At 53.5% G+C, this 20,550-nt stretch carries 24 protein-coding genes and 1 pseudogene; 22 read left to right on the forward strand and 3 right to left on the reverse strand.

The features are described from left to right. The 3 genes from B4B27_RS04815 to B4B27_RS04825 all read right to left on the reverse strand — a co-directional run. A partial coding sequence (locus tag B4B27_RS04815; protein ID WP_290724212.1) for a terminase large subunit domain-containing protein occupies positions 1 to 668 on the reverse strand: 668 nt, incomplete at its 3' end. Beyond that, the gene (locus tag B4B27_RS04820; protein WP_158213108.1) at positions 655 to 1,077 is read right to left on the reverse strand and encodes a phage terminase small subunit-related protein; all 423 of its coding nucleotides are present in this window, start codon (positions 1,075 to 1,077) and stop codon (positions 655 to 657) included. The genes B4B27_RS04820 and B4B27_RS04815, both read right to left, overlap by 14 nt. Next, entirely contained in the window at positions 1,074 to 1,310 is a 237-nt protein-coding gene (locus B4B27_RS04825; RefSeq protein WP_158213109.1) for a hypothetical protein, read from the reverse strand. Before B4B27_RS04825 ends, B4B27_RS04820 begins: the two co-directional genes overlap by 4 nt. A gap of 96 nt (positions 1,311 to 1,406) precedes the next feature. Between B4B27_RS04825 and B4B27_RS04830 the strand changes: the two genes are divergently transcribed. The 22 genes and pseudogenes from B4B27_RS04830 (at position 1,407) to B4B27_RS04935 (ending at position 20,550) form a co-directional block, all read left to right on the forward strand. Continuing rightward, positions 1,407 to 2,711: a hypothetical protein gene (locus B4B27_RS04830; protein WP_290724215.1), complete on the forward strand. Its 1,305-nt coding sequence runs from the start codon at positions 1,407 to 1,409 to the stop codon at positions 2,709 to 2,711. Positions 2,712 to 2,729: 18 nt separating this feature from the next. Then, entirely contained in the window at positions 2,730 to 3,434 is a 705-nt protein-coding gene (locus tag B4B27_RS04835; protein WP_290724218.1) for a capsid cement protein, read from the forward strand. A gap of 20 nt (positions 3,435 to 3,454) precedes the next feature. Beyond that, positions 3,455 to 4,537: a hypothetical protein gene (locus B4B27_RS04840; RefSeq protein WP_290724221.1), complete on the forward strand. Its 1,083-nt coding sequence runs from the start codon at positions 3,455 to 3,457 to the stop codon at positions 4,535 to 4,537. Between the two features lie 7 nt (positions 4,538 to 4,544). Then, complete coding sequence (locus tag B4B27_RS04845; protein ID WP_088637839.1) at positions 4,545 to 4,988, forward strand: gp436 family protein; 444 nt, start codon at positions 4,545 to 4,547, stop codon at positions 4,986 to 4,988. Further along, a complete protein-coding gene (locus B4B27_RS04850) occupies positions 4,988 to 5,557 on the forward strand; it encodes a phage protein Gp37 (protein ID WP_290724224.1) in 570 nt (189 codons plus the stop codon). The genes B4B27_RS04845 and B4B27_RS04850 overlap by 1 nt, the downstream gene beginning before the upstream one ends. Further along, on the forward strand, positions 5,541 to 6,989 hold the full coding sequence (locus B4B27_RS04855; RefSeq protein WP_290724226.1) for a phage tail sheath subtilisin-like domain-containing protein: 1,449 nt from the start codon (positions 5,541 to 5,543) through the stop codon (positions 6,987 to 6,989). The genes B4B27_RS04850 and B4B27_RS04855 overlap by 17 nt, the downstream gene beginning before the upstream one ends. A gap of 10 nt (positions 6,990 to 6,999) precedes the next feature. Further along, a complete protein-coding gene (locus B4B27_RS04860; RefSeq protein WP_088637842.1) occupies positions 7,000 to 7,359 on the forward strand; it encodes a hypothetical protein in 360 nt (119 codons plus the stop codon). 2 nt (positions 7,360 to 7,361) lie between these two features. Then, positions 7,362 to 7,922 (forward strand): hypothetical protein, encoded by a 561-nt coding sequence (locus tag B4B27_RS04865; protein ID WP_290724229.1) that lies wholly within the window; start codon positions 7,362 to 7,364, stop codon positions 7,920 to 7,922. Between the two features lie 69 nt (positions 7,923 to 7,991). Next, entirely contained in the window at positions 7,992 to 9,971 is a 1,980-nt protein-coding gene (locus B4B27_RS04870) for a phage tail tape measure protein (RefSeq protein ID WP_290724231.1), read from the forward strand. Then, a complete protein-coding gene (locus tag B4B27_RS04875) occupies positions 9,972 to 11,249 on the forward strand; it encodes a DNA circularization N-terminal domain-containing protein (RefSeq protein ID WP_290724233.1) in 1,278 nt (425 codons plus the stop codon). Beyond that, positions 11,239 to 12,234: a phage baseplate assembly protein gene (locus B4B27_RS04880; protein ID WP_290724235.1), complete on the forward strand. Its 996-nt coding sequence runs from the start codon at positions 11,239 to 11,241 to the stop codon at positions 12,232 to 12,234. Before B4B27_RS04875 ends, B4B27_RS04880 begins: the two co-directional genes overlap by 11 nt. Further along, positions 12,231 to 12,695 (forward strand): hypothetical protein, encoded by a 465-nt coding sequence (locus B4B27_RS04885; protein WP_290724237.1) that lies wholly within the window; start codon positions 12,231 to 12,233, stop codon positions 12,693 to 12,695. Before B4B27_RS04880 ends, B4B27_RS04885 begins: the two co-directional genes overlap by 4 nt. Beyond that, entirely contained in the window at positions 12,696 to 13,190 is a 495-nt protein-coding gene (locus B4B27_RS04890) for a hypothetical protein (protein WP_290724239.1), read from the forward strand. It begins immediately after the preceding gene. Beyond that, a complete protein-coding gene (locus B4B27_RS04895) occupies positions 13,187 to 13,504 on the forward strand; it encodes a phage GP46 family protein (protein WP_290724241.1) in 318 nt (105 codons plus the stop codon). The genes B4B27_RS04890 and B4B27_RS04895 overlap by 4 nt, the downstream gene beginning before the upstream one ends. Beyond that, positions 13,495 to 14,703 carry a discoidin domain-containing protein gene (locus B4B27_RS04900; RefSeq protein WP_290724242.1) on the forward strand — a complete coding sequence of 403 codons (1,209 nt, stop codon included), beginning with the start codon at positions 13,495 to 13,497 and terminating at the stop codon, positions 14,701 to 14,703. The genes B4B27_RS04895 and B4B27_RS04900 overlap by 10 nt, the downstream gene beginning before the upstream one ends. Beyond that, positions 14,703 to 15,287 carry a putative phage tail protein gene (locus B4B27_RS04905; protein ID WP_290724245.1) on the forward strand — a complete coding sequence of 195 codons (585 nt, stop codon included), beginning with the start codon at positions 14,703 to 14,705 and terminating at the stop codon, positions 15,285 to 15,287. The genes B4B27_RS04900 and B4B27_RS04905 overlap by 1 nt, the downstream gene beginning before the upstream one ends. Then, positions 15,280 to 16,179, forward strand: coding sequence for a hypothetical protein (locus B4B27_RS04910; RefSeq protein ID WP_290724249.1), 900 nt, complete (start codon positions 15,280 to 15,282; stop codon positions 16,177 to 16,179). Before B4B27_RS04905 ends, B4B27_RS04910 begins: the two co-directional genes overlap by 8 nt. Before the next feature lie 9 nt (positions 16,180 to 16,188). Next, positions 16,189 to 16,569, forward strand: coding sequence for a hypothetical protein (locus B4B27_RS04915; protein ID WP_290724253.1), 381 nt, complete (start codon positions 16,189 to 16,191; stop codon positions 16,567 to 16,569). 11 nt (positions 16,570 to 16,580) lie between these two features. Next, complete coding sequence (locus tag B4B27_RS04920) at positions 16,581 to 17,507, forward strand: FISUMP domain-containing protein (protein ID WP_290724255.1); 927 nt, start codon at positions 16,581 to 16,583, stop codon at positions 17,505 to 17,507. Positions 17,508 to 17,644: 137 nt separating this feature from the next. Then, a complete protein-coding gene (locus tag B4B27_RS04925; protein WP_290724257.1) occupies positions 17,645 to 18,472 on the forward strand; it encodes a hypothetical protein in 828 nt (275 codons plus the stop codon). 456 nt (positions 18,473 to 18,928) lie between these two features. Beyond that, positions 18,929 to 19,795 (forward strand): annotated as a pseudogene (locus B4B27_RS04930) (RNA-directed DNA polymerase); the annotation flags it as partial. 32 nt (positions 19,796 to 19,827) lie between these two features. After that, positions 19,828 to 20,550: a hypothetical protein gene (locus B4B27_RS04935; protein ID WP_290724261.1), complete on the forward strand. Its 723-nt coding sequence runs from the start codon at positions 19,828 to 19,830 to the stop codon at positions 20,548 to 20,550.

The following is a 20,550-nucleotide window of genomic DNA, read 5'->3' on the forward strand; positions in this document are numbered from 1 at the left end:
TCCAGCCATTCCTCGCGTTCTTTCCTGGAGAGCTTTTTACCGCAGATGCGGTCGGCAACGCCTTCCTCTACTGCGAGCTGGATTGGCACGGTGTGAACGCTGTAGTCAAGTTCACCTTTTTTGCACTTCTCGATGAGCTTGTAGAATAGGCTGTTCACGCCGTTGTGGGTTGACAAGATGCGGATGGGATAGCCCCACATGGCGGCAGGCTTCGCGGCTGCCCACATCTTCTGGTCGTTTTCGTGGTGGGCGGCTTCGTCCCACACGATTTTACCGCCCTTGGAACGGAACGCCTTGGGGTTGCTGGAGAGCACGTAAATCTTGGAGCCGTTGCAGAACTCGATGAGCTTGGATTTGACGCCCTTGTCTTCGTCGGCGAAAACGCAGTCCTCGATGTCTTCGCAGTTGACTTCGGCGAGTGCCTTGGCGATGGCGTTGAGCTTCTGGATCCAGGAGTCGCAATAGTCGATGTATTCGGCGGCTGCCGTCATGTCGGCTGAGCTGAAGAAAACCTTCAGTCCGGGCTGTTCGATACAGTCCTGCACGTCCTCGAAGCTCTGCACCCACGTTCCGCCGATACGGCGGGACTTCTCGAAAATCTTGACCTTGCTCTTGTCAAGTAGCCAGCGCTTCTGGTAAGGAAAGAAAAAATCGTCAAGTGCTGCCATTTAAAACGCCCAGGTGTTTCTTGATTTCTTCGAGCGCCTTCTTGGCGCGTTCTTCCGGGGAAAGGTCGGACTTGTTCTTTTTCGGTGCCACGGCCTCGTACTTGCGGGCGTGTTCTGCGGTGTCGATGATGCGCTGGAGCGCGGTGTAGCGTTCGGGGGCAATCTTCACGCCGTCGAGTTCGTCCTGCTTGATTTTTCGGGCCATCACTTCGCCCAGGCTGAAGAGTTCGGCGTGGAAGTTCTTTTCGCCGCCGCTGATTTCTGCGCGGGTTTCTTCCCAGCGGTCTTCTGCCTTCCAGTTCTGCAGGGTGCGCGTGGATATGTTGAGCCTGCGACTGATGTCTGCGAGACTCAGCTGGTGGATGGTGTAAAGTTCTTTCGCCTTTGGTTTGAGTTCCGCCTTGCTCATGGCATTCTCCCGGGTGTTGCGTGGTTCTCGGTGCAGCATGCGCGTATCGCTTCGAGTGCTCGTTTCTGGTCGTCGCTGTATTGCTTCAATACGGCTTCCCATCGCACCTGGTCATTTGCGGCGTTCTTTTCCCACTTGGCGTTTTCGTTCGTGTAGAAGATGGCGAGCATGACGGCGAAGACAATGCCCACGCCGAACTGTTTCAATGCCTCTTGCCAGAAAGTTTTATCCATGGAATATACCTCCGTGCAAATGTAGCCGTAAAACACTGACAAAGGGCATGACATTGTCATGTCCTCTTTCGCGGGCAAGCGGGTAAATTTGGAGCCATGAAAGATAAGCATCCGAAGATTCTGAAATCCACCGACCTGCGCGAGCCGTGGGTCGAGGCATTCAAGACCGGCCCCGTCGTAGATATGGCGGGCAACACTCACGACTTTAGCGAAGCTGACCTCGAAGAACTCAACCAGGGAATCCACGACCAGCTCGCCGCAGGCTACCAGCCGCCGATGGTCAAGGGCCACCCGAAGGTTGACGATCCGCGTGTCGGCTCCATTGTCGATTCCAAGGTGGAAGACAAGGTGCTGAAGGTGAAACTCGACGATGTTGACCCGGACTTTGCCGAAGAGGTGAAGAAGGGCGGTTTCAAGTATCTTTCGGCTGCCGTTTACAGCAACTTGAAGAAGGGTTTGCGACACCTGGGCGCTCTCGGTGCGGTCGGCCCTGCCATGAAGGGTATGGCCCCGCTTTGCTTTGGCGAAGGTATGTTCGCCGATTCCGACAAGGGCGTTACAGAGCAGGACGTGAGCGTCTTTGCAGAGCCGTTCGCATGGGACCGCCTGGTGCCGCGATCCGTGTTCGAGTCGCTGGTGTACAAGATTGGCGGCATTGGACGCCTGTTCCGCAGCCAGCGCGAACAGCTCATTGAAAAGGAAGGCATCGAGGCCGCCGACAAAGTTTTCCCGGAATACACCATCAAGGACCTCGAAGAAATCGAAAGTGTCCTGAAGGATGCGAAGGATTTCCCGCAGCTGCCCAAGCCTGCCGTGGAAAAGCCCGCTGAATCTACAGCTTCTTTCGGTGAACCGAACGAAAGCGGTTCTGATTCGCTGGAGAACGGGAATCAGAATCCTCAGCCTACAACGCCCCCTCGCGACGAACCGACCGATTCTATCCCGGAAGGTAATTCTAGCGAAGCGACGCGGCTGAGCGAAGAGAATGCCGCGCTCCGGGCAGAGAACGATACTCTCAGGGCCGAGAAGCTCCAGGCGCAGCGCCTCCGTGCCGGTGCGGCATTCTCTGAGACTTTGGACGCAGCCATTTCCGAAGGCCGTTGCAATCAGGAACTCAAGGACAACCTGATGAAGATTTTCGGTTTCTGCCAGGAAGTGCCCGTCGATGGCGAAGGCTGCTTCGGCGAAGGCGATGAACGCGTGAATGTTGCAAATGTGCTTGCCAAGACGGTTGCCGCGCTCCCGAAGATCGTGGAGTTCGGCGAAGCCCAGGGTATGCACGATACGCCGCAGCTTGCGGCTGGTGAAGCTCTTGCCAGGTACAAGGCGGAGCAGGAATCTAAGGGCCGCGTGCTTTCGTTTGCCGAAGCTGCGGAAGAATACGGTCGAATCAAGGTTTAAACAATCAAGGAGAATCCTATGAAGGGCAATGTCCTCAATTTTACGGCGTCTAATGCCGTCCCCGCCTTCCGATTTGTCGCTCTTGGCGCAACCGAAGGTACTGTCGCACTCGCTTCCGCTGACGGCGATGCCGTTGGCGTGAGCTACGAACTGGATGCCGCACAGGATGGTCGCCAGGATGTCCAGCTTGACGGCATTGCCGAAGTGACCGCTGGCGGTGCTTTCGCCGTGGGCGCAAAGCTCAAGGTCGGCGCGAACGGCAAGGCTGTTGCCGCTGCCGCTGGCGATGCCTACGTGGCTGTCGCTCTCGATGCCGCAGCCGGCGACGGCGACCTGGTGCGTATCAAGCTCGAAAAGGGTGCCGCGACGAACGAAACCACTTTCAAGGCCGAAGAAGCCATCGGCAAGCACCTGTTCGTGAAGGCAGGAACCGACACGAATAAGGTCAAGGTTGGCACTGCTGCTTCTGCTCCGCTCGGCGTAAGCGGCGATTCCGATACCGCAAGCGGTGCGAATATCGTCATCCAGACCAGCGGCAACGTGAAGGTGCTCGCTGGCGGCAATGTGGCTGTCGGTAACCTTATCGCCGTCGATTCGAACGGCAAGGCTGTCGCGGCTGGCGCGTCTGCCGAAACTTACGGCGTGGCTCTCACTGCAGGTGCCTCTGGCGACATTATCACGGTCGCGTTTGGCTACAGCGGCAAGACTGCGGCAGGGCTTTAAACTTTAACAAGGACAAAAACATGAAGAAGATGACCAAAATCCCGCTCATTCTCCTCGCTCTCGTGTGCTCTGTAGCAGCCTTCGCAGGTGCAGACACGCTTACCGCCTGCGGCGTTCCGCAGATTTTCGCCAATCTCTTTGGCTCCGACGGTGGCGCTCTTGCCGCTGGCCTGCTCTTGCCGATTGGCGTGCAGCAGACCGACCTTGTGGCCGCCTACAAGAACGGCAAGATGATTGCCGACCAGGTGATGCCGGTCAAGGTGCTCGACGGCCCGGAACTTGCGTTCAAGTATTACGAACGCACCAAGGGCGATTCGTTTGCCGCACCTGACACCCATGTGGGCCGCACTTCCGAGCCGAATATCATCCACCTTTCCGGCGAAGAAAAGGCCGCTGTTGCCGAAGCCCATGGCTTGCAGACTATTGTTCCGAAGGAAGATATCGACCAGATCAAGAACAAGGAACGCTTTGTCAACACGAACCTTGAATACATCATGAACCAGGTGTTCCTGGGCAAGGAAATGCGTGTTGCCGGTATTGTGCAGAACACTTCGAACTATGGAACCGGTCTTTCGCACACTTACGAAGACAACCAGGGTATCGGTGCCGACGGTTTCAATATCGTGGAAGTCATTCTCGAATATCTCGAAAAGCCGCTTGCTCGCCCGAATATCCTTGGCATGAACGCCGTCGTGTGGGCAAAGCTCCGCACCGACCCGAACGTGCTCCGTTCCATCTACCCGAACTCCAACGGCGCTGGCGTCGCTACCCGCGAACAGATCAAGGCCTTGTTCGAAGTCGATGACATCCTTATCGGTGAAGCCCGCGTGAACACCACCAAGAACGCCAAGAACCCGACTCTCGAACGTTGCTGGGGCAACAACATCTGGGCCCATTACTCCGAACCGCTTTCCACGCTCAAGGAAGGCATCGCCTGGGGTATGACCGCACAGGTGGGCGACCGTTACGCAACGATCATCGAAGACGAAAAGATTGGCCTCAAGGGTGGCGAAATCATCAAGGCCGGCTTCTACCAGAAGGAAGTCGTGGTCGCCAAGGATGCTGGCTTCCTCCTGAAGAACGTCATCAAGGCCGCAGGCTAAGGCTCCCATGAACTACTGCACTTACGAGGACATCAAGGGCCATGTGCCCGAGGCGCGTCTGGTAGAGGTCACTGACGACCTCTCGCCGAACGCGACTGGCACGGTCAATGTCGAAATCGTGGAAAAGGCCATCAAGGAAAGTTCCACGCTTATCGACTCTTACGTGAGGAAGCGTTTCCCGCGTCCGTTCCAGAGTGTCCCGGAAGTGCTGCGCATGGTCTGCATTGACCTGAGCATCTACAATCTGTACGAACGCGTGACGGAGCTGAATATCACTGACGGTATGAAGCTCCGCTACGATAACGCCATCAAGCTGCTTATCCGCATTGCCGATGGCGAACAGGATATCGGTGTGGATCCTGATGAACCTGTCGTTGAATCTGGCTTTTCCGTCGCTTCGAAGCTGAACGGCGGACCAGCCATGTTTTCGCTTGAATCCATGAGGTTCTGATGAGTACGCCGGTTGCCGTTACTAACTGCTATGTGATAGAAAAGGCTGTCAAAGACCTGATTGAAGGCGGAAATGTCCCGCAGATGGTCTTCAAGGCGGTCGATATCCAGAAGGATTTACAGACCATCACTCACCCGAGCTTTACGGTCGCCATCATCAAGGGCGATTTCGAGCCGGAAGGAATGGACAAGATTACGGAGTCCGTCGAGGTGGTGGTGACACTCATCGTGAAGAACCTTGCGAACGAGGAACAGCGCAGGAAGATGATTCACCCGATGGTGTCCTATGTGGTGCAGAAGCTGCACCATAACGATCTCGGGCTTCAGATGGAGCCCCTTACCGTCGAGGGCTGGAATGATGTGACGAATACGGAGCATCTTGGAATCGCCCTGACGCTGTTTGAAATCAAGTTTAAGACGCAGTTCACGGTCGTGCCCGAAGCCGCCGAAGAAAACTACAGGGAACTGCTCTCCATCGGCTCTACGTTCCAGAGCGAAACGCCCGAACACGAGGTTCTTGCCCAGGGCGAAGTCATTTTCAAAGAGGTAAACAATGAACCTGTCCCCTAATATCCCCGAAACTAAAATCCCGGGTTCGTACACGGCCTACAACTACTATGCAGGCCCGAACGGACTCCCCGCCAACATCCAGAAGGTGCTGCTTATCGGCGACAAGTCATCTGCGGGCAGCATTGCGGCATTCAGGCCGACGGAAGTTGCTACTGAGCAGGATGCAATAGCCCTCGCGGGTGCGGGATCCGTGCTCATGCAGATGTACAAGGCTGCTAAGAAGGCTTGGAAGTATGCACAGATTTCGTTCCTGTGCTACAATGTGGCTGGCGGTTCTGCTGCCACTTGGGCGTTCACGCTTACTGGAAATGCAACTGCTGCAGGTCAGGTGGGCGTCGAATGCAACGGCGTTCAGATCGTGACCGGCGTCGCAAAGACTGATGCGGCAGCCGATATCGCCACGGCTCTCGCAGCTGAAATCAACAACACCCCAGACGCTCCGTTTACCGCTGAAGCCTCTTCTGGAACAATCACCCTTACTGCAAAGTGCAAGGGTGCGTATGTTTCCACGGCTGCGGGTGGCCTCAACGTGAGTGGGTTCAGTACGGCAACAGGCGTGACAGCCGGTTCTACCACCGCTACGGCTGGCGTAGGGACTGTGAACCTCCAAACCGCTCTTGCATTCGTATTTGCGGAACGCTATCATATCATCGTAAGTCCGGTGAATGACAGAACGAACCTCGGATATCTCAAGGTACATCTTGAAGCTGCTGCCGCACCGCTCGAACAGCGTGGTCAGCGTGCCATCTGCGGCATGGTGGCTACTCCGACTATGGATGGAACTGCTCTTGTTTCTGGGGCTGCAACCAATGCCGCAAACGAAGGTAAGTACCATAACTATGAACGCATCCACATCGCGGCAGTAAAAAACAAGCTCAACGCTACCGCATGGGAAATCGCGGCTGGTCTCGGTGCGATTTTTGCCAGTAACTCCAAGCCGAACGTGCCGATGAACAGCGTAGCCATTCCTGGCCTTGCCACCCCGGCTTTGGAAGACAAGTGGAGTGGCGAAGAACAGGATCTGCTGCTCAACGGCGGCGTGATTCCTCTCGTCGAAGAAGATGGCCAGCTCTGCATCGTGCGTGCCGTGACCACGCGTACAAAGAATAGCGGTTCTGAATGGAATAAACTCAACGATACCGGGGTCATCGCTTCGCTTGACTATTTCCGCGAAGCTATTCTTTCTACGCACAAAGTGAAGTTCAAAAACAAGGTTATCCATGCACTGCTTGCGGACGCCATCAACGAAGAAAACAAGAAGGTGGCCGAAGACCTTGAAAAAGAAGAAATCTTGCGTTACATTAAAGAATACGAAGACCAGTTCGTCACGCAGGAATCGACGAACGTACCTGGCCGCATGCTTTGCCAGATTCCGGCCCCTGTCGTGCCTGGCCTGAACCAGATCTATTCCACCATCGACCTTTACCTGTAAGGAGTGAACCATGAGAATTTCTTCTTTTACTCTCGTCAAAGACGGCTCCAGAATCACCGACTTCTCTAAGTTCAAGGAAGGTGAAACCGAAGTCGCCACCACCGTAGAAACCTTCTACGGCGAAGACTACATCAAGGTTCCGGCGAAGCATTCCTTCTCGCTTACCTACCTCCCGAAATCCGGTGCAGACCTGGACTGGGTCAAGGAAGAGGCTTCGAACGATAACGGCTGGACCTTCATCATCAACTATGTTGGCGGCAACAAGGTCACCTATACCGGCGTTCACCTGCTCAAGTCTACCCCGAACGAAGTGGACGGCAAGACCGCCAAGGAATCGCAGCTTGACTTCTACGCAGAGGACAAGAAGTAGCCATGACCGCTTTTTCTGACAAAATCAAGGCCGCCCGTGATGCCGCCGAAGAGGTCGATGTCGCAGAATCTGCGATTATCGACCAAATCAAGGCGTCGCACGATGTCTTCAAGGATATCGAGTGGCCCGGTGTCCCAGGCGTGAAAGTCCGCATGAGACTCCTGACGGTTTCCGAAGCCCGCAAGGCTAAAGTCGATAACCAGCAGGAGTTCAACCGTGACGGTATCGAAATCGGCATGCAGAACTTGGCGGACTACCGTGAACAGGAAGCTGTGCACGGTATGTGGCGGGCGTTCTCCGACCCTGCCACGGGAAAGCCGGTGTTCACCAGCGCCGAGCACATGCGGACCCTGTGCACCAATGACGAACTGAAAGCCTTGTGCGATGCCTACAATGCCTTCTCCGACGAGAACGACCCGAACCTGGAAAAGCTCTCGGACGAAGAATTTGAACAGCTCAAGGACATTCTCAAAAAAAAACCGGACCAGATTCGCTCGAAAGTCTTAAGCTTGCCTGTAGCCTGGAAGCTTCTGCGTATTTTGGTTGCCCCGCAAGAGAACTAAACGACGCCCAGTGGCTCCTCATCTTTTCGATGAAGGGCTATTTGGCCAACGATAAAGGATGGCAGAGCATTGGCTGACAATAGCGTTACATTGCGTATCGGCGCGGACCCGACAAGGCTTGAAACAGGCCTTAGACAGTCTTCCGCCTCGATTAACAGCTTTGGCGTCCGTGCCCGTGCAAGCATTGCGCGTGTCGGCAGTTCCCTACGGGGGCTTGCAGACCGTATGGTCACGCCTTTCAATTCGTTGGTTCTTGGCGGTGGGCTTGGCATGGCTGTCAAGAACGTGGGCGACCTTTCCGAATCGCTCATGTATTACGGCTTTGCGGCAAAGAAAAGCGACGCGGACACGAAGGTGTTCCGCGAATCGCTGCATAAGACGGCGGTCGAAACAGGGGTTGCCGCCAATGAAATCTTGAACGGTGTTTCAAAGATCGGTGAAATCACGGGTAAATTCGATTTTGCCGAAGAAATGGGCGGAATCCTGGCAAAGACTGCCAAGGCTTCCGGCGCATCTGTGGAAGACCTGGCTAATGTCGCATCTTCCCTGAAAGTGACCATGGGCTTGACCGCCGATGAAGTCGCAAAATTCTTCAATTCACTCATTGTCCAGGGCGACCAGGGTTCCTTTGTCCTGCGCTCTTTTGCAAGCGAAGGCAAGGCTCTTCTTGCTACTACGTCCACTCACGGCATCAAGACTGCGGAACAGTTCGCTAGTTTCGGCGGCTATTTACAGGTGATGAACTCCCAGATCAAGAGCGAAGCGGAACTTACCACGTCCGTCTCGGCTCTTTTCAGCGAACTCACGGCAAAGGCGAAAGACCTGAATAAAATCGGGGTCCATGTCTTTGACAAGAACAAGGAATTTAACGATTTCGACGCTATTATGCGCCAGCTGATGCAGAAAACGAACGGTGACCTGCAGAAATTGGGAAAACTGTTTGGCGCATCTTCCATCAAGGCGTTGCAGCCCATCATCACCGAATACAAGAATGGGTGGGAAACCTTGGATGCTATTACAAAGAGTGGCCAGGAAGGCATGACCAATACGAAAGTGCTTGATGAGCGCTTCGAAAAGGCGTCCAATTCGTTCAACAGCAATGTTGACAAGATGAAGAATGTCGCCCTGGAATTTGCCGACACGAACCTTACGGGCCCCGTGGAACAGCTCACGACCGCGCTTGGCTTCCTTTCCCGCCATCAGGGGATTGTCACGGCTGGATTCAAGGCGATGGCCGTTGCAGCTATCGCCTTGGGTGCCGTCAAGATTGGCGGCCTCGTGAAGGATGTTGCAGGGCTTGCCAGGGATATCAAGGGCATCTGGAGCAAGAAGGGCGGCGCTGGACCGTCTGCCACCAGTGCGGGCGCTTCTGCGTTGAACGCTTCCGTCCAGAAGGTATTCGTGGTCAACATGCGCGACGGTTTAGGCGGTGGCTCCGACTACATGGACGACGATGTTCCGCCTGTCAAGAATATGGCAAAGCAGACCTCCGTGGCGATGGAAACTACCACAAGAGAGGTGGGCAAGTTCCGCCAGGGACTTTCTACCGCACGTGCGGGGCTGAACAAGCTCGGCAATACCGCCCTGGGTCGCATCGGCCTTACGGCTGCCACCACCTGGGCTATGGACAAGATCTACGACTTTGGCCAGGCGTTCATGGAATGGCGCAATGTCGTTGCCGATGTCGAGGCTAACAGCCGCGCCATGGTGGAACGTAACCAGGAGAATTTCGAAAAACGGTATGGAAGCAAGGCTGCGGTGTATAGCAAGAAGCACGGCGAAACCCTGCTCGAAATCCAGAAGGAAGAAAACAGCTTTTTGCCTTCGCAGAAGAAACTCGACAAGCTCTATGCCGACCTGAACATGTATAACACTTTGATGAAAAACGCCATCAAGAACGGCGACGGGAAAAATGGCGTGTCTGCCCAGGAATACATGGCGAATTTTGTAATCAACATTGATTCTTCCGGGAAAACCGTAGTGGAAACCGACAAGGGCAAGCCGCCCAAGGTCAAGGTCCACAAGAATACACCGGGCTGGGGGGCGTAAATGGCAGAAGCGAAGACCGCAAAGCTGGGGCCGTGGGAACTCAAGCTCGTGTCCATCGACGATGACATTTCCCATGCCATCTCGTCCACGACTTACCCCTACAAGAACGGGGCGGACCATGAAGACATGGGCGTCAACCCGGAAACCTTCAAGTTTTCAGGCGTTCTCTCGAATAAAGACTACGACAATAACTATCAGTCGCTGCGCAAGTGGTTTTTGTCCATTTTCAAGAAGCCTGTAGAACTCTTTCACCCGGACCACGGGACTATTTACGGCTACCCGAAGACGGCTTCTTTCAGAAATGACCGCCGTCGCCGTTTCTGTGAGTTCACCTTCGATTTCGAAGTCGATGAAATCCAGCCCGACATCCAAAGCTACACGGACCCCTACCAGAACAATTTCAAGCAGGCGCAGGCCCTCAACCTGGAAGTACAGGAAAGCGTGGCTCTATCGATGCAACAGACTGGCGTTCCCGACATTCCGGGTTCTTCGGACTGGTCGCTTATTGACGCGTGGTCGTCTCTTGGCGATGCCGCACGAAGCTTTGCCAATGCGACAAGCAAGGCGATGGGGCAGCTTCTTGGAGTTCTCGCTACCGTCCAGGCTCCCGTCGATGCTATCAACACTACTATCGATTACTTGGACTCGCTATCTGGAACCTTGACAAAGGCTATCCAGGAATGTTGCGATTCCTTCGTGACTCTTGCCAGAAAGACAGGTCTGAATAATGGCAAATCCAGGGCTTCTACGGCCACTTTGGTGAGTAGCGCGTCTTCTATGCTGGCATCCCTTTATGACGCCCCTGCAAGCGTCCGTTCGGCTTTTGCGACCCTTGCGGCGGCAACAGTCGCGACAGAGACTGCCAAGCAGATTTCCGATGACGAGAAAAAGATGGGCGAATCCTTCGCCGCAGAACGGATTGTCATGGACGATGCCGAAGGCCGTGAACTGGCAGAGGAAAGCGAAGTCTACCTTGTTACGCCTGCCGATTTGGAAGATACCCTAGCCCTGGCAAGGGAGTTCATTCAGCAAGTCCTTCCGCAGGCTGTAAGCCCTTACAGGCTCAAGAACATGGCCGCGATGCTATCCGATGCGGTACTTCGCATAAAGCTGGAATACATGACCACAAAGACGGTCGATGTGTCCCACGAAACTCCGCTTCACAAGATTGCCCTGGAAAACGGCTTGAACTACAAGGCCGCTGAACGTCTTTGCGCATTGAACAATGTCAAGAATCCCACTTTCATGCAAGGCAAGGTGATGGTCTATGGAGAATGATGAAGTCATCTTGCTTGTGGAAAAAGCGCGTGCTGACAGGTTCGTGAGCTACACGATCGATACCGACCTGTATTCACCGGAAGGCTCGTTCCAGTTCGAAAGTGATTCTAAGTATGAAGTGAACAAGGGCGATTCCTGCGAAATTTTCGTTAATCGAAAATGCGTGATGAAGGGTCTTGTCGATTCTGTGCGTCGTTCGCTGTCTCGCAGCGGGCCAAAGCTGGAAATCGAGGGCCGTTCCGTCGCGTCCGTCCTGGCAGACTCCAGCGTGACAAACTTCGGAACTTTGCCGACTACCTTGCCCGCACTGGCTGAAAAGCTGGTGCGCGACCTTCCGTTTATCTCCAGGAAGGATTTTGTTTTCAAATCGGGCTCCGATAAAGTCAAGGTCAAGAGAAAGTTTGTGGAACTTTCTCCGGGCGACAGCGTTTTCGATGTCCTCAAGAAGGCGGCGAATTCGCAGGGTTTCCTGTTCTGGGCGTCTCCCGAAGGCGAACTGGTCTTTGACAAGCCGGTTGAGCGCGGCAAGGCTGATTTCAAGATCCACGCCTTTGAAAACGGCGAGGAAATGGACTACATCGAAGGAGCCGTTACCGAGACCCTGAACGGGCAGCATTCTCTCATCAAGGTTATCGGCGAAAGCCAGGATGATGACGACATCAAGTATGTGGCGGCAAAGGTGAAAAACGACGATTTCCCGTTCTACCGTCCGCTTGTCGTGAACTGGAACGAAAACGAGGGCCCTGCAAAGCGCACCGCAGAGCTCCAGCTGGCGACGGAAAAGGCTTCCGCAATCCAGCTCGAATATACTGTTCCCGGACATTCTCAGAACGGAAAGCCCTGGACAATCAACGCTTTTTGCGACGTAGAAGACCATTACAACGGCGCTGTGGACTCCTACCTTATCAAGCGCCGCACGTTCACGCTTGACAGGCAGAACGGCAAGCGCACGCGCCTGGAACTCCAGCCGGGAGGCTCCCTATGATGAAATTTTTCACTAGCGTCGTGACAAGCTGCAAGGATATCGCTGGAAAACTCCGCAGTATCAGCGGCAAGGCCAACGGCATACAGTTCGAAGAACGGCAGATGATGCAGCACTTCGGCTTCATCAGCATTCCAAAGTCCGGCGAACGTTGCCTTTTCCTTCAGTTCGGCAATGTTGTCATTGCGGTCGCAAGTGACGGCAAGGACCGCCCCGCCGTAAAGGAGGGTGAAACGGCGCTTTACAGCGACAAGGCCCACTACATCATCCTCAAGGATGACGGCACCATCGCCATCAAGGCCGATGGCGGTGTCGATGTCGATGGCGACCTGCGCGTGAACGGCGAGGTGAGCGACAAGGTGGGCAAGCTCTCCAAGCTGCGCGACAACTACAACCAGCACACCCACATCGGCAACCTCGGCGCTCCTACGGCACCGACGGACAAACAGGACACGGGGGCGTAAATGCTTGACCTGGACACTCTCGATTCCGAATTTTCCCGGATTGTCAAGTCTGCCGACGGCAAGACAAGCGTGGCCCCGCAGCTTGCCAAGGCATACGACGACTACGCCAAGGGCGGCATCATTCTCGGTGCGGACCTTTCGGCGGGTGGCGACAAGTCTCTCCTGGAAAGCGCCTTCTCGGTGCTCGACCCGTCCAGCGGAACGCCTGCCAACATGGCGGCGAAGCTCTGCGCCTACTGGCAGGGCCTTCCTAAGCCAGGAATCCCGTCCCACGGTGGCGTGGCTGTCGTGTCCGTCGTTCCGACCTTCGCGGCTGCCCAGGCGGGCGTTCTGGCAGCCATAATGGCCTGCGTCACCACGAAAGAAGTTCAAAAGCCCTACAAGAAGCTTTTCGGAGACATTGAAACCGTCTTGAAGACCGCCGTCTGTACCGTCACCGAAACCATGCCCACGACCCCGCCGAGCCCGTCACCTTTCCCGGAGACATTACAATGACTACTGACCAGATTAAAGAAGAAGTCCAGCTTTCGCTTACCGTCGCCAAGGGTTCCTTTTACAAGAAGCCCAAATTTGGCCACCGCTTCAAGGAACTTGCCCGGGAAGTGGCGTCCGAAAAGACCAGGAGCAGGGCCGAGACATACGCCGCCGAGGCGTTGCAGTGGATGATTGACTACAAGCACCTTAAAAGCGTCGTATCGACGGCTACCTATGTCGATAGCGACAAGCTCCAGGTGCATGTGGAATGTGTCGCCTACAATGGCGACGTGATTGAATTTACCCGTTTCGTGGAGGTTAAACAATGGCCGTAACAGTTGACCAGATCTTTCAGCGCATGGTGACCGACGCAAAGAACATTGACCCGCTGATAAATATCAGCCAGGGCACGGAAACCTATATCCGCTTCGCGACCGCAGCGGCCGCCATTTGGGGCCTGTACAAGCAGATGGACTGGACCCTTGACCAGATTTTCCCGACCACGATGAACCAGGCGAGCCTGGAACAGTGGGCGAACGACCGAGGGCTCGACTACAGCAACCTGACCGCAAGCGAGCTCTTGACGCTCATCCTGTCGTATCTCCGCAACCCGAAGAGTGGCGGCAAGCCAAGCGACTACGAACGCTGGGCGCTCGAAGCGTCTTCTACCGGCAAGGCCGTCGAACTCGAATCCTCGATGATTTCCGGCAATATGCCTGACCTGAGCGCCGCCAACGCCGTCAAGCCGCACGACCGCGAGAACATCGCCTTTACCTGCGGTTCCAGCGACACCGAAAAGTATGTCGTGATTGACTTGGGCGGTTCCAAGGAAATTTTCGGCATCGGGCTGGGCTTCATTACCAACCGACCGGCTTCTTTCAATGTCTATACGTCCGACGACGGTTCAACCTGGACAAAGCAGGGCAAGGTCGATGCAGCCTACTGGTGGGCCATGGCCACCTTCGAATCCGTTTCTACCCGCTATGTCAAGGTCGAACTCGACGAAATCGAGGCGCTCGAAAGCTGGCAGACTGCATCCCTGAACGCCGTCAAGTGCTTCGGTGTCGAAATCTACGAACCGGCTGAATCCGACGAGGCCCCGTCCACATCCCGCTGCCTCAAGAACTACTACGGCGTGGGCACGGTTCTCATGCTCATCGGCCCGAGCACGCTATCGATGCGATGCTGCGAAGCTGTCCGCGTCAAGTGCGAAGACGAAGGGCCCGTCGCACCGCGTGAAATATGGGTCAATGTCCCTGTAGAAACGACACTTTCCCTGCGCGTCACGGTAAGCGACTTGTCCAATATGGACGAAGACGGCTTCCGGGAAGACGTGACCAAGTATTTTGCCGATCTCAGCGCAGGCGACCTGTTTATCCCCGCCCAGATTGTCGTGTTCGTGCTCAAACACGGTGGTTCCAATGCCGTTGTCGAGGTCTCGAAGAACGGCGGGGCGTACCAGGAACAGACTTCGGCAATCTATCCCGAAAATGAAACTGACCAATTTGTCCTTGGTGAACTGGTGGTGCAGTAATGAGCGAGAATTTCTTCGACAGTAGGCATTACAGGGCGCTCTCGCGGCTGCACCCGCTCCAGATGGACCTGGAAGAGTATGTGGTGTGCAAGGAGCTTGACCGTGCCCTGGAAAGCGCAGACGGCGTTTACCGCGAAATCTTCCCCAGTTCGGCCACAGCGACGCTCGAAAAGTGGGAAAACCTTTACGAATTAGGCCATTCCGGCACCATTGAAGCCCGCAGGCAGGCGGTGCTGGAAGCCTCCAACCGTGATTCGGGCATTGCCGAACGCCACTACAAGGCGCTAGCCGCGTCGATGGGCTTTGAAATCGACATCGTGAAGCCGCCGAGGATGTTGCGTGCGGGTCTTGGACGTGTCGGCTTTGCAATTTACGACCCGGAAGAACAGTACACCTGGACCGTGACGAGCGACCACCCGCAACACGGCATTTACCGTATCGTGGAACTGCTCGAAGCCGAGAAAATCCCGTTCACGCAGATCCGCTGGCAGCTCTCTAAAGAAAAATTCCTTGAACTTGAGGACGGCAAGCTCTTGAAGCTCGAAAGCGACAAATTCCTTATCCTGGAGGACGAAAATGAATAAGATGAATTTTAAATCGGGCACTATCATTCCCCCGGAACTGATGAATGCCTTGCAGAATCCGTCGTTCACGAATGATGAAGAAGAGGCCGGACACTTGCCCTTGCCGCCCAACTACGGCAAAAAGGTCCAGGTGTTCAATACGGAAAACCGTGCAGTGGACCTGTCTACTGCTTCGAGCGGCTTTGCAGTCGTTATCCATCACAGTTCTTCGCTTTCCGGCGAGCCTGAAACGGTCACGATTGACGGCGTCGGCGGCACCGGGGCCAATACGATTCTCCTGGTAACCCGTGGAACGGACTATCCTGTAATTGTATCACTTCCGCAGACATACGGTTCCCGCAAGGAAATCGCTATCAAGGGCGGTTCAAGCGTCCTTTTGACGTTCTTCTCCTATGGTGCTGCGTACGTTTGGAAATATTACGAGCTCGAAACCAACCCGGTCGCCATGACCGATACGGGCTGGAAGAGCTTTACTCCTGGAGGCGATTCTACAAGCTTCGTAAAATTTGCCACGCTTACGGTCCCCAAGGGCTACAGCGCAATCGTGATGGTCAAGGGAACCGGCACGTCCACCTATCCGGTGACATCGGGCAGCAGTGGCGTTGTGGCGGACTATACCTTCCAGGCGATAGACGCCGACGACCGCGAAGAGACGTGTGAAATGTCCGTTGTGAAATGCAACGCCTCAGGCTATTTCTTGCCGGATATGACGCAAGAATATGATGCCAGGGCCGACAAGTTTAGCGGCTACCTTGTGATTCCGCCCTTGAGCACTCCCGCACAGCGCAGCGTCGATCTGAAACTTAAAACCAATCAAGGGGCGATGAGCATCACGGCTTCCTTCAGGGCGCTGCTCTACAAAGCGAACCTTGACACGACTTTACTTGCATAAGAGGTGACTATGGCTAACAGTAACGAAGCATTCGAAGGCGAAAAGACCGGGCAACTTTCCCCGGTGACTCTTGCCGCCGCACGCGAAAACCACTACGAAGGTGTTTTCAGCATATCGGGCAGTTCCAAGCGTCTCGACTTGGCTGAAATCGCCGGAACGGCTGACATCGAAGATGAGTATAGCGAAAACGGGTACTATGTCGAAGGTGCCTTGAGGTATCATTCCGGTGTGCTTTACCGCGCCAAGGTTGATATCGGCTCCGAGAATACCCCCGCCGGTCCGTGGGACTCCACCAAGTGGGAAGTGGCCAAAATCGGGCGAATTATGGCCAGCAAGGACGATGTAAATGCCGCCCTTGGCAATATCGAAACCCTCTTGGCGGCAATTTAAGGAGGCTTTAAATGAGCGTAGCAAGCGAAATCACGCGCCTGAACGGCGCAAAAGCCGATATCATCCAGGCCATCACCGACAAGGGTGTCACCGTGCCGTCTTCGGCGAAGCTCGACGACATGGCGCTGCTCATCGCATCCATAACCGGCGGGGGTGGATCTGTTGGCGGAATAACGACCAAGATGATCGATTCCGAGGTTGGCATCAAGATCGTGGACGAAAATGGCTATATCGGGGCTTCTATCACGAATTACTTCCCGCATGCAGGCAATACATACTACAATAATTTCGCCATCGTTCTTGAAGGAGTTGACTTTTCCCAGGAAGGGCTTGGACAAGTCCGATTCATAACTCCAGGGACATCTGACATTGGCGGTCGAACGTACCGTACGGTCAATATTGGAGGTGTGACCTGGTTGGCGGAGAACCTGGATTTCAAGTTCAGCGGTGTTAATATTGGTCCGTCGGGTTCTCCGTCGTCTCCGTCGGCCTGGTATTATAACAATGACGAAGCTACTTACGGCATAGATGGTACTAGAAAGTGTGGGCTGCTCTACAACTGGCATGCTGTCAAGCATCTTAACGACAACAGGTCTACTCTATGCCCCGGTTGGCACGTGCCGACGACTTCTGAGTGGGACGCCTTAGCAACGGCTGTTGGTGGCACCTCGACGGCAGGCACTAAACTGAAGGCTTCCGGTGTAAGCTGGGCGAGCTCCTGGGGTGGCACCGATGACTACGGCTTTGCGGCTTTTCCCGCTGGTCACCGGGACTCGGGCTCCTTCATCGATTTAGGCAGCTACGCGAACTTCTGGACGGCCACTGGTTACTCGTCTTCCAACGCCGCCAACCGTGACTTCAGTACGGGCGCATCGATGAATTCGAACTCCAACAGTAAGTCAAACGGTTACTCTGTTCGTCTCGTCAAGGATTCCTAAGTGAGCCTAGGCCCTTTTGGGCCTAGAGCGAACGGGACCGGAGCGCCGCAAGGCGCACGGTCCTGAATTTAATTAAATTTGCCCCCCGGCTAAGCATCCAGAAGCAAGGCTGCGAAGCAGCCTTGCGAATTTTTTTTATGAATACAGAAGACATCATAAAGTTTGAAAATAACGCCGGAAACGAACTCCATCTGTTTCGTGACAGACTGTTCTGGCAGGCTTGGGAACGTTCTGCGTTCCTTTTTTCAAAAATCTTTAGAAAATACCAGGTTCATCACAGATTCGTCCAAAAGGTCGCGCAGGACTTGGTGTGGCTCGGTTTCCCAAAGACCGTGCTCAAAGATGTCCAGATGACGGCGAAGCAGAAGGCCTTTTCTTATGAAGTATTGGACGATTCTCATATCGTAATAAAGGGAATACCAGATATTGACGGCTTCCAGGAATGGAAATCTGGCATATTGTCTTCGCCTACGGCAGACAAGAAAAAGCCCGTCACAAAAGAAGCAAAAGACTCATCAAAGAAAGATGTGAAAACCGCTGAATTTTTGCTTTATAGGCTGGTTTTTGACTTTATCATTTATTCTTCAAAACTTGTCCCTAAAATCGATAGAGATTATAAATTCACCATCGGGGAACGGATAGTCAATGAGTTGGTGAACGTGGGAGAGCACATTTTTCTTTATATTAACCATAGAACGGCCATTGATTCGACCAGTGTGATAGATTCTTTATATCGAATACGGTTTGATTTTCGTCTTTTAAATGAACTTAAACAAGTAAGCATCGACCAATGGATGTTTGTAAACACTAAAATCGAGGAGATTTTGAAAACGATAATGCCAGAATCCATGAGTTTACGGACGCATGGAGCGAGCAAAGAGGAATCCAGTATTCTGCCCTCATCACCGGGTCTTCCTGGTGACGGGTTTACACCGCTTACAAGATCCAATGAATGCCTCTTTTAAGCCTTATTAAATGAATACTTAGTCGTATGGGCTTTGCGGCTTTTCCCGCTGGTAACCGGAACTCGGGCTCCTTCAACAATTTAGGCAGCAACGCGAACTTCTGGACGGCCAATGAGAATTCGTCTACCAACGCCTACAACCGTAACTTCAATACGGGCGCATCGATGAATTCGAACAACAACAATAAGACAAACGCCTACTCTGTTCGTCTCGTCAAGGACTCCTCGGAGGGCACCCTATCGGTGCCCTCTCTTTATCGCTTACTGTATAAATCCTATCGTTTGGCCCGCAAAAACAAGCGGAATACCAGAAGCCAGCTGAAATTCGAACTAGACCTAGAATCCAACCTATTAAGGCTTGCCCAGGAGCTCTATTCAAGAACTTACGAATTATCCCCGTCTGTATGCTTTATTAACAAATTACCCGTAAAAAAGAGAGGTCGTTGCGGCTGATTTCCGCGACCGTGTAGTCCACCATTTGCTCTGTTCCTGGCTGTTTCCAATTTTCGAGAGACAGTTTATTTTTGACTCGTACAGTTGCCGCAAGGGCAAAGGAACCCTTTTTGGCATAAATAGGGCCAGAGGCTTCTTGAGAGCTGCTAGCAACGACTTCCACAGGGATTGCTGGGTTCTCAAGCTCGATGTCAAAGGCTTCTTTATGAATATCAATAAAGACCTGCTTTATGGGTTTATTATGGATGGGCTTGAAAGAGCCAAATGGAGCGGAGTCCCAGACATTGACCTATGCAAGTATCTTATCAAGAAAATTGTCTATGCGAAGCCGTTAGATACGGCCATATTCCGTAGCCCACCCGAAGCCTGGGACGACCTTCCGCACGACAAATCGATGAAATATGCAGGCGACGAAAGAGGTCTACCTATAGGCAATCTTACTTCGCAGCTGTTCGGCAATATCTACATGAATAAACTGGACCATTTCGTCAAAAGAGAGCTGAAAATACGCTATTATGGCCGCTACGTTGACGATATGGTCCTGGTCTCAGATGACAAAGAACGGCTGGTCGATGCCATTGACCGTATTCGAAAATTCTTGAAAAAAGAGCTTCTTTTGACCCTTCACCCGCATAAAATACAACTACAGCCAGCCGCCTTCGGTTTTGACTTCCTTGGCGTCCATATATTGCCCTATAGGGTATATCCTGGCATTAGGGTGCTCAAAAACTGCAAAAAGGCCGTTGTCAATCCAGACAACGACCAGGCTAAACAGGAGTCAAGAATCAATAGTTACGAAGGAATGTTTAAGCACTTGAACGGAACCAGTAAAATTCGTAAATTTATAGCCGATTCAAGGAAACCTCAATAACCGTTCAATCGGTTTTGTAATTCAATTAAATTTTGTCTCACGAAAAGCGGTTAGCGTTCTCACGACAACCGCGCCGTTATAGCGGCTATCCGCATTTTTACCTTGTAAACAACAGCAACCTCAACGGAGTTTACGTTCCCGAAAAAGAACTCCACAAGGTTCAGGCAGTCGCCCAAAGGGATTATAACAAGGCTATTCTATCGGCAGCAATACGTGAAATCGAATTGCTGGAAAAATTTGCCCTGAAATACAACGGCACCGAGATTGAGGATATCTACAACGCCCTAAATCCAGCCCGCAAGAGACTAGTCGCTCCGGCGATATTGCCCGATGCAAAATACGCCGAACTCTGGCGGAACCTCCCATACAAGGCAAAATCCTTCGCAGAAGACACTCCGGAAATTTATACCTCAAGAGGCGTGAGAGTCCGGTCGAAGTCCGAGGTCATCATCGCCGATTCTCTAGATAGTGAAGGAATTCCCTTCCGGTACGAATTCCCACTTACAGTCAAGGGCATGGGCACACTGCATCCGGATTTCTATTGCTTGAACATTCGCTCCCGCAAGGAACTTGTATGGGAACACTTCGGACTGATGGACAATCCGGAATACGCGTCCAACGCCGTCAAAAAAATCGAGCTCTACGACAAATCCGGCTATACGCTCGGCGAGAAACTCATCGCAACATTCGAAACATCGACCACCCCGCTTAACGCGAAACATGTAAGGAACGTCATTCGAAAATTCCTGAAGTAG

The organism is Fibrobacter sp. UBA2449, assembly GCF_002342555.1.
Lineage (GTDB): Bacteria > Fibrobacterota > Fibrobacteria > Fibrobacterales > Fibrobacteraceae > Fibrobacter.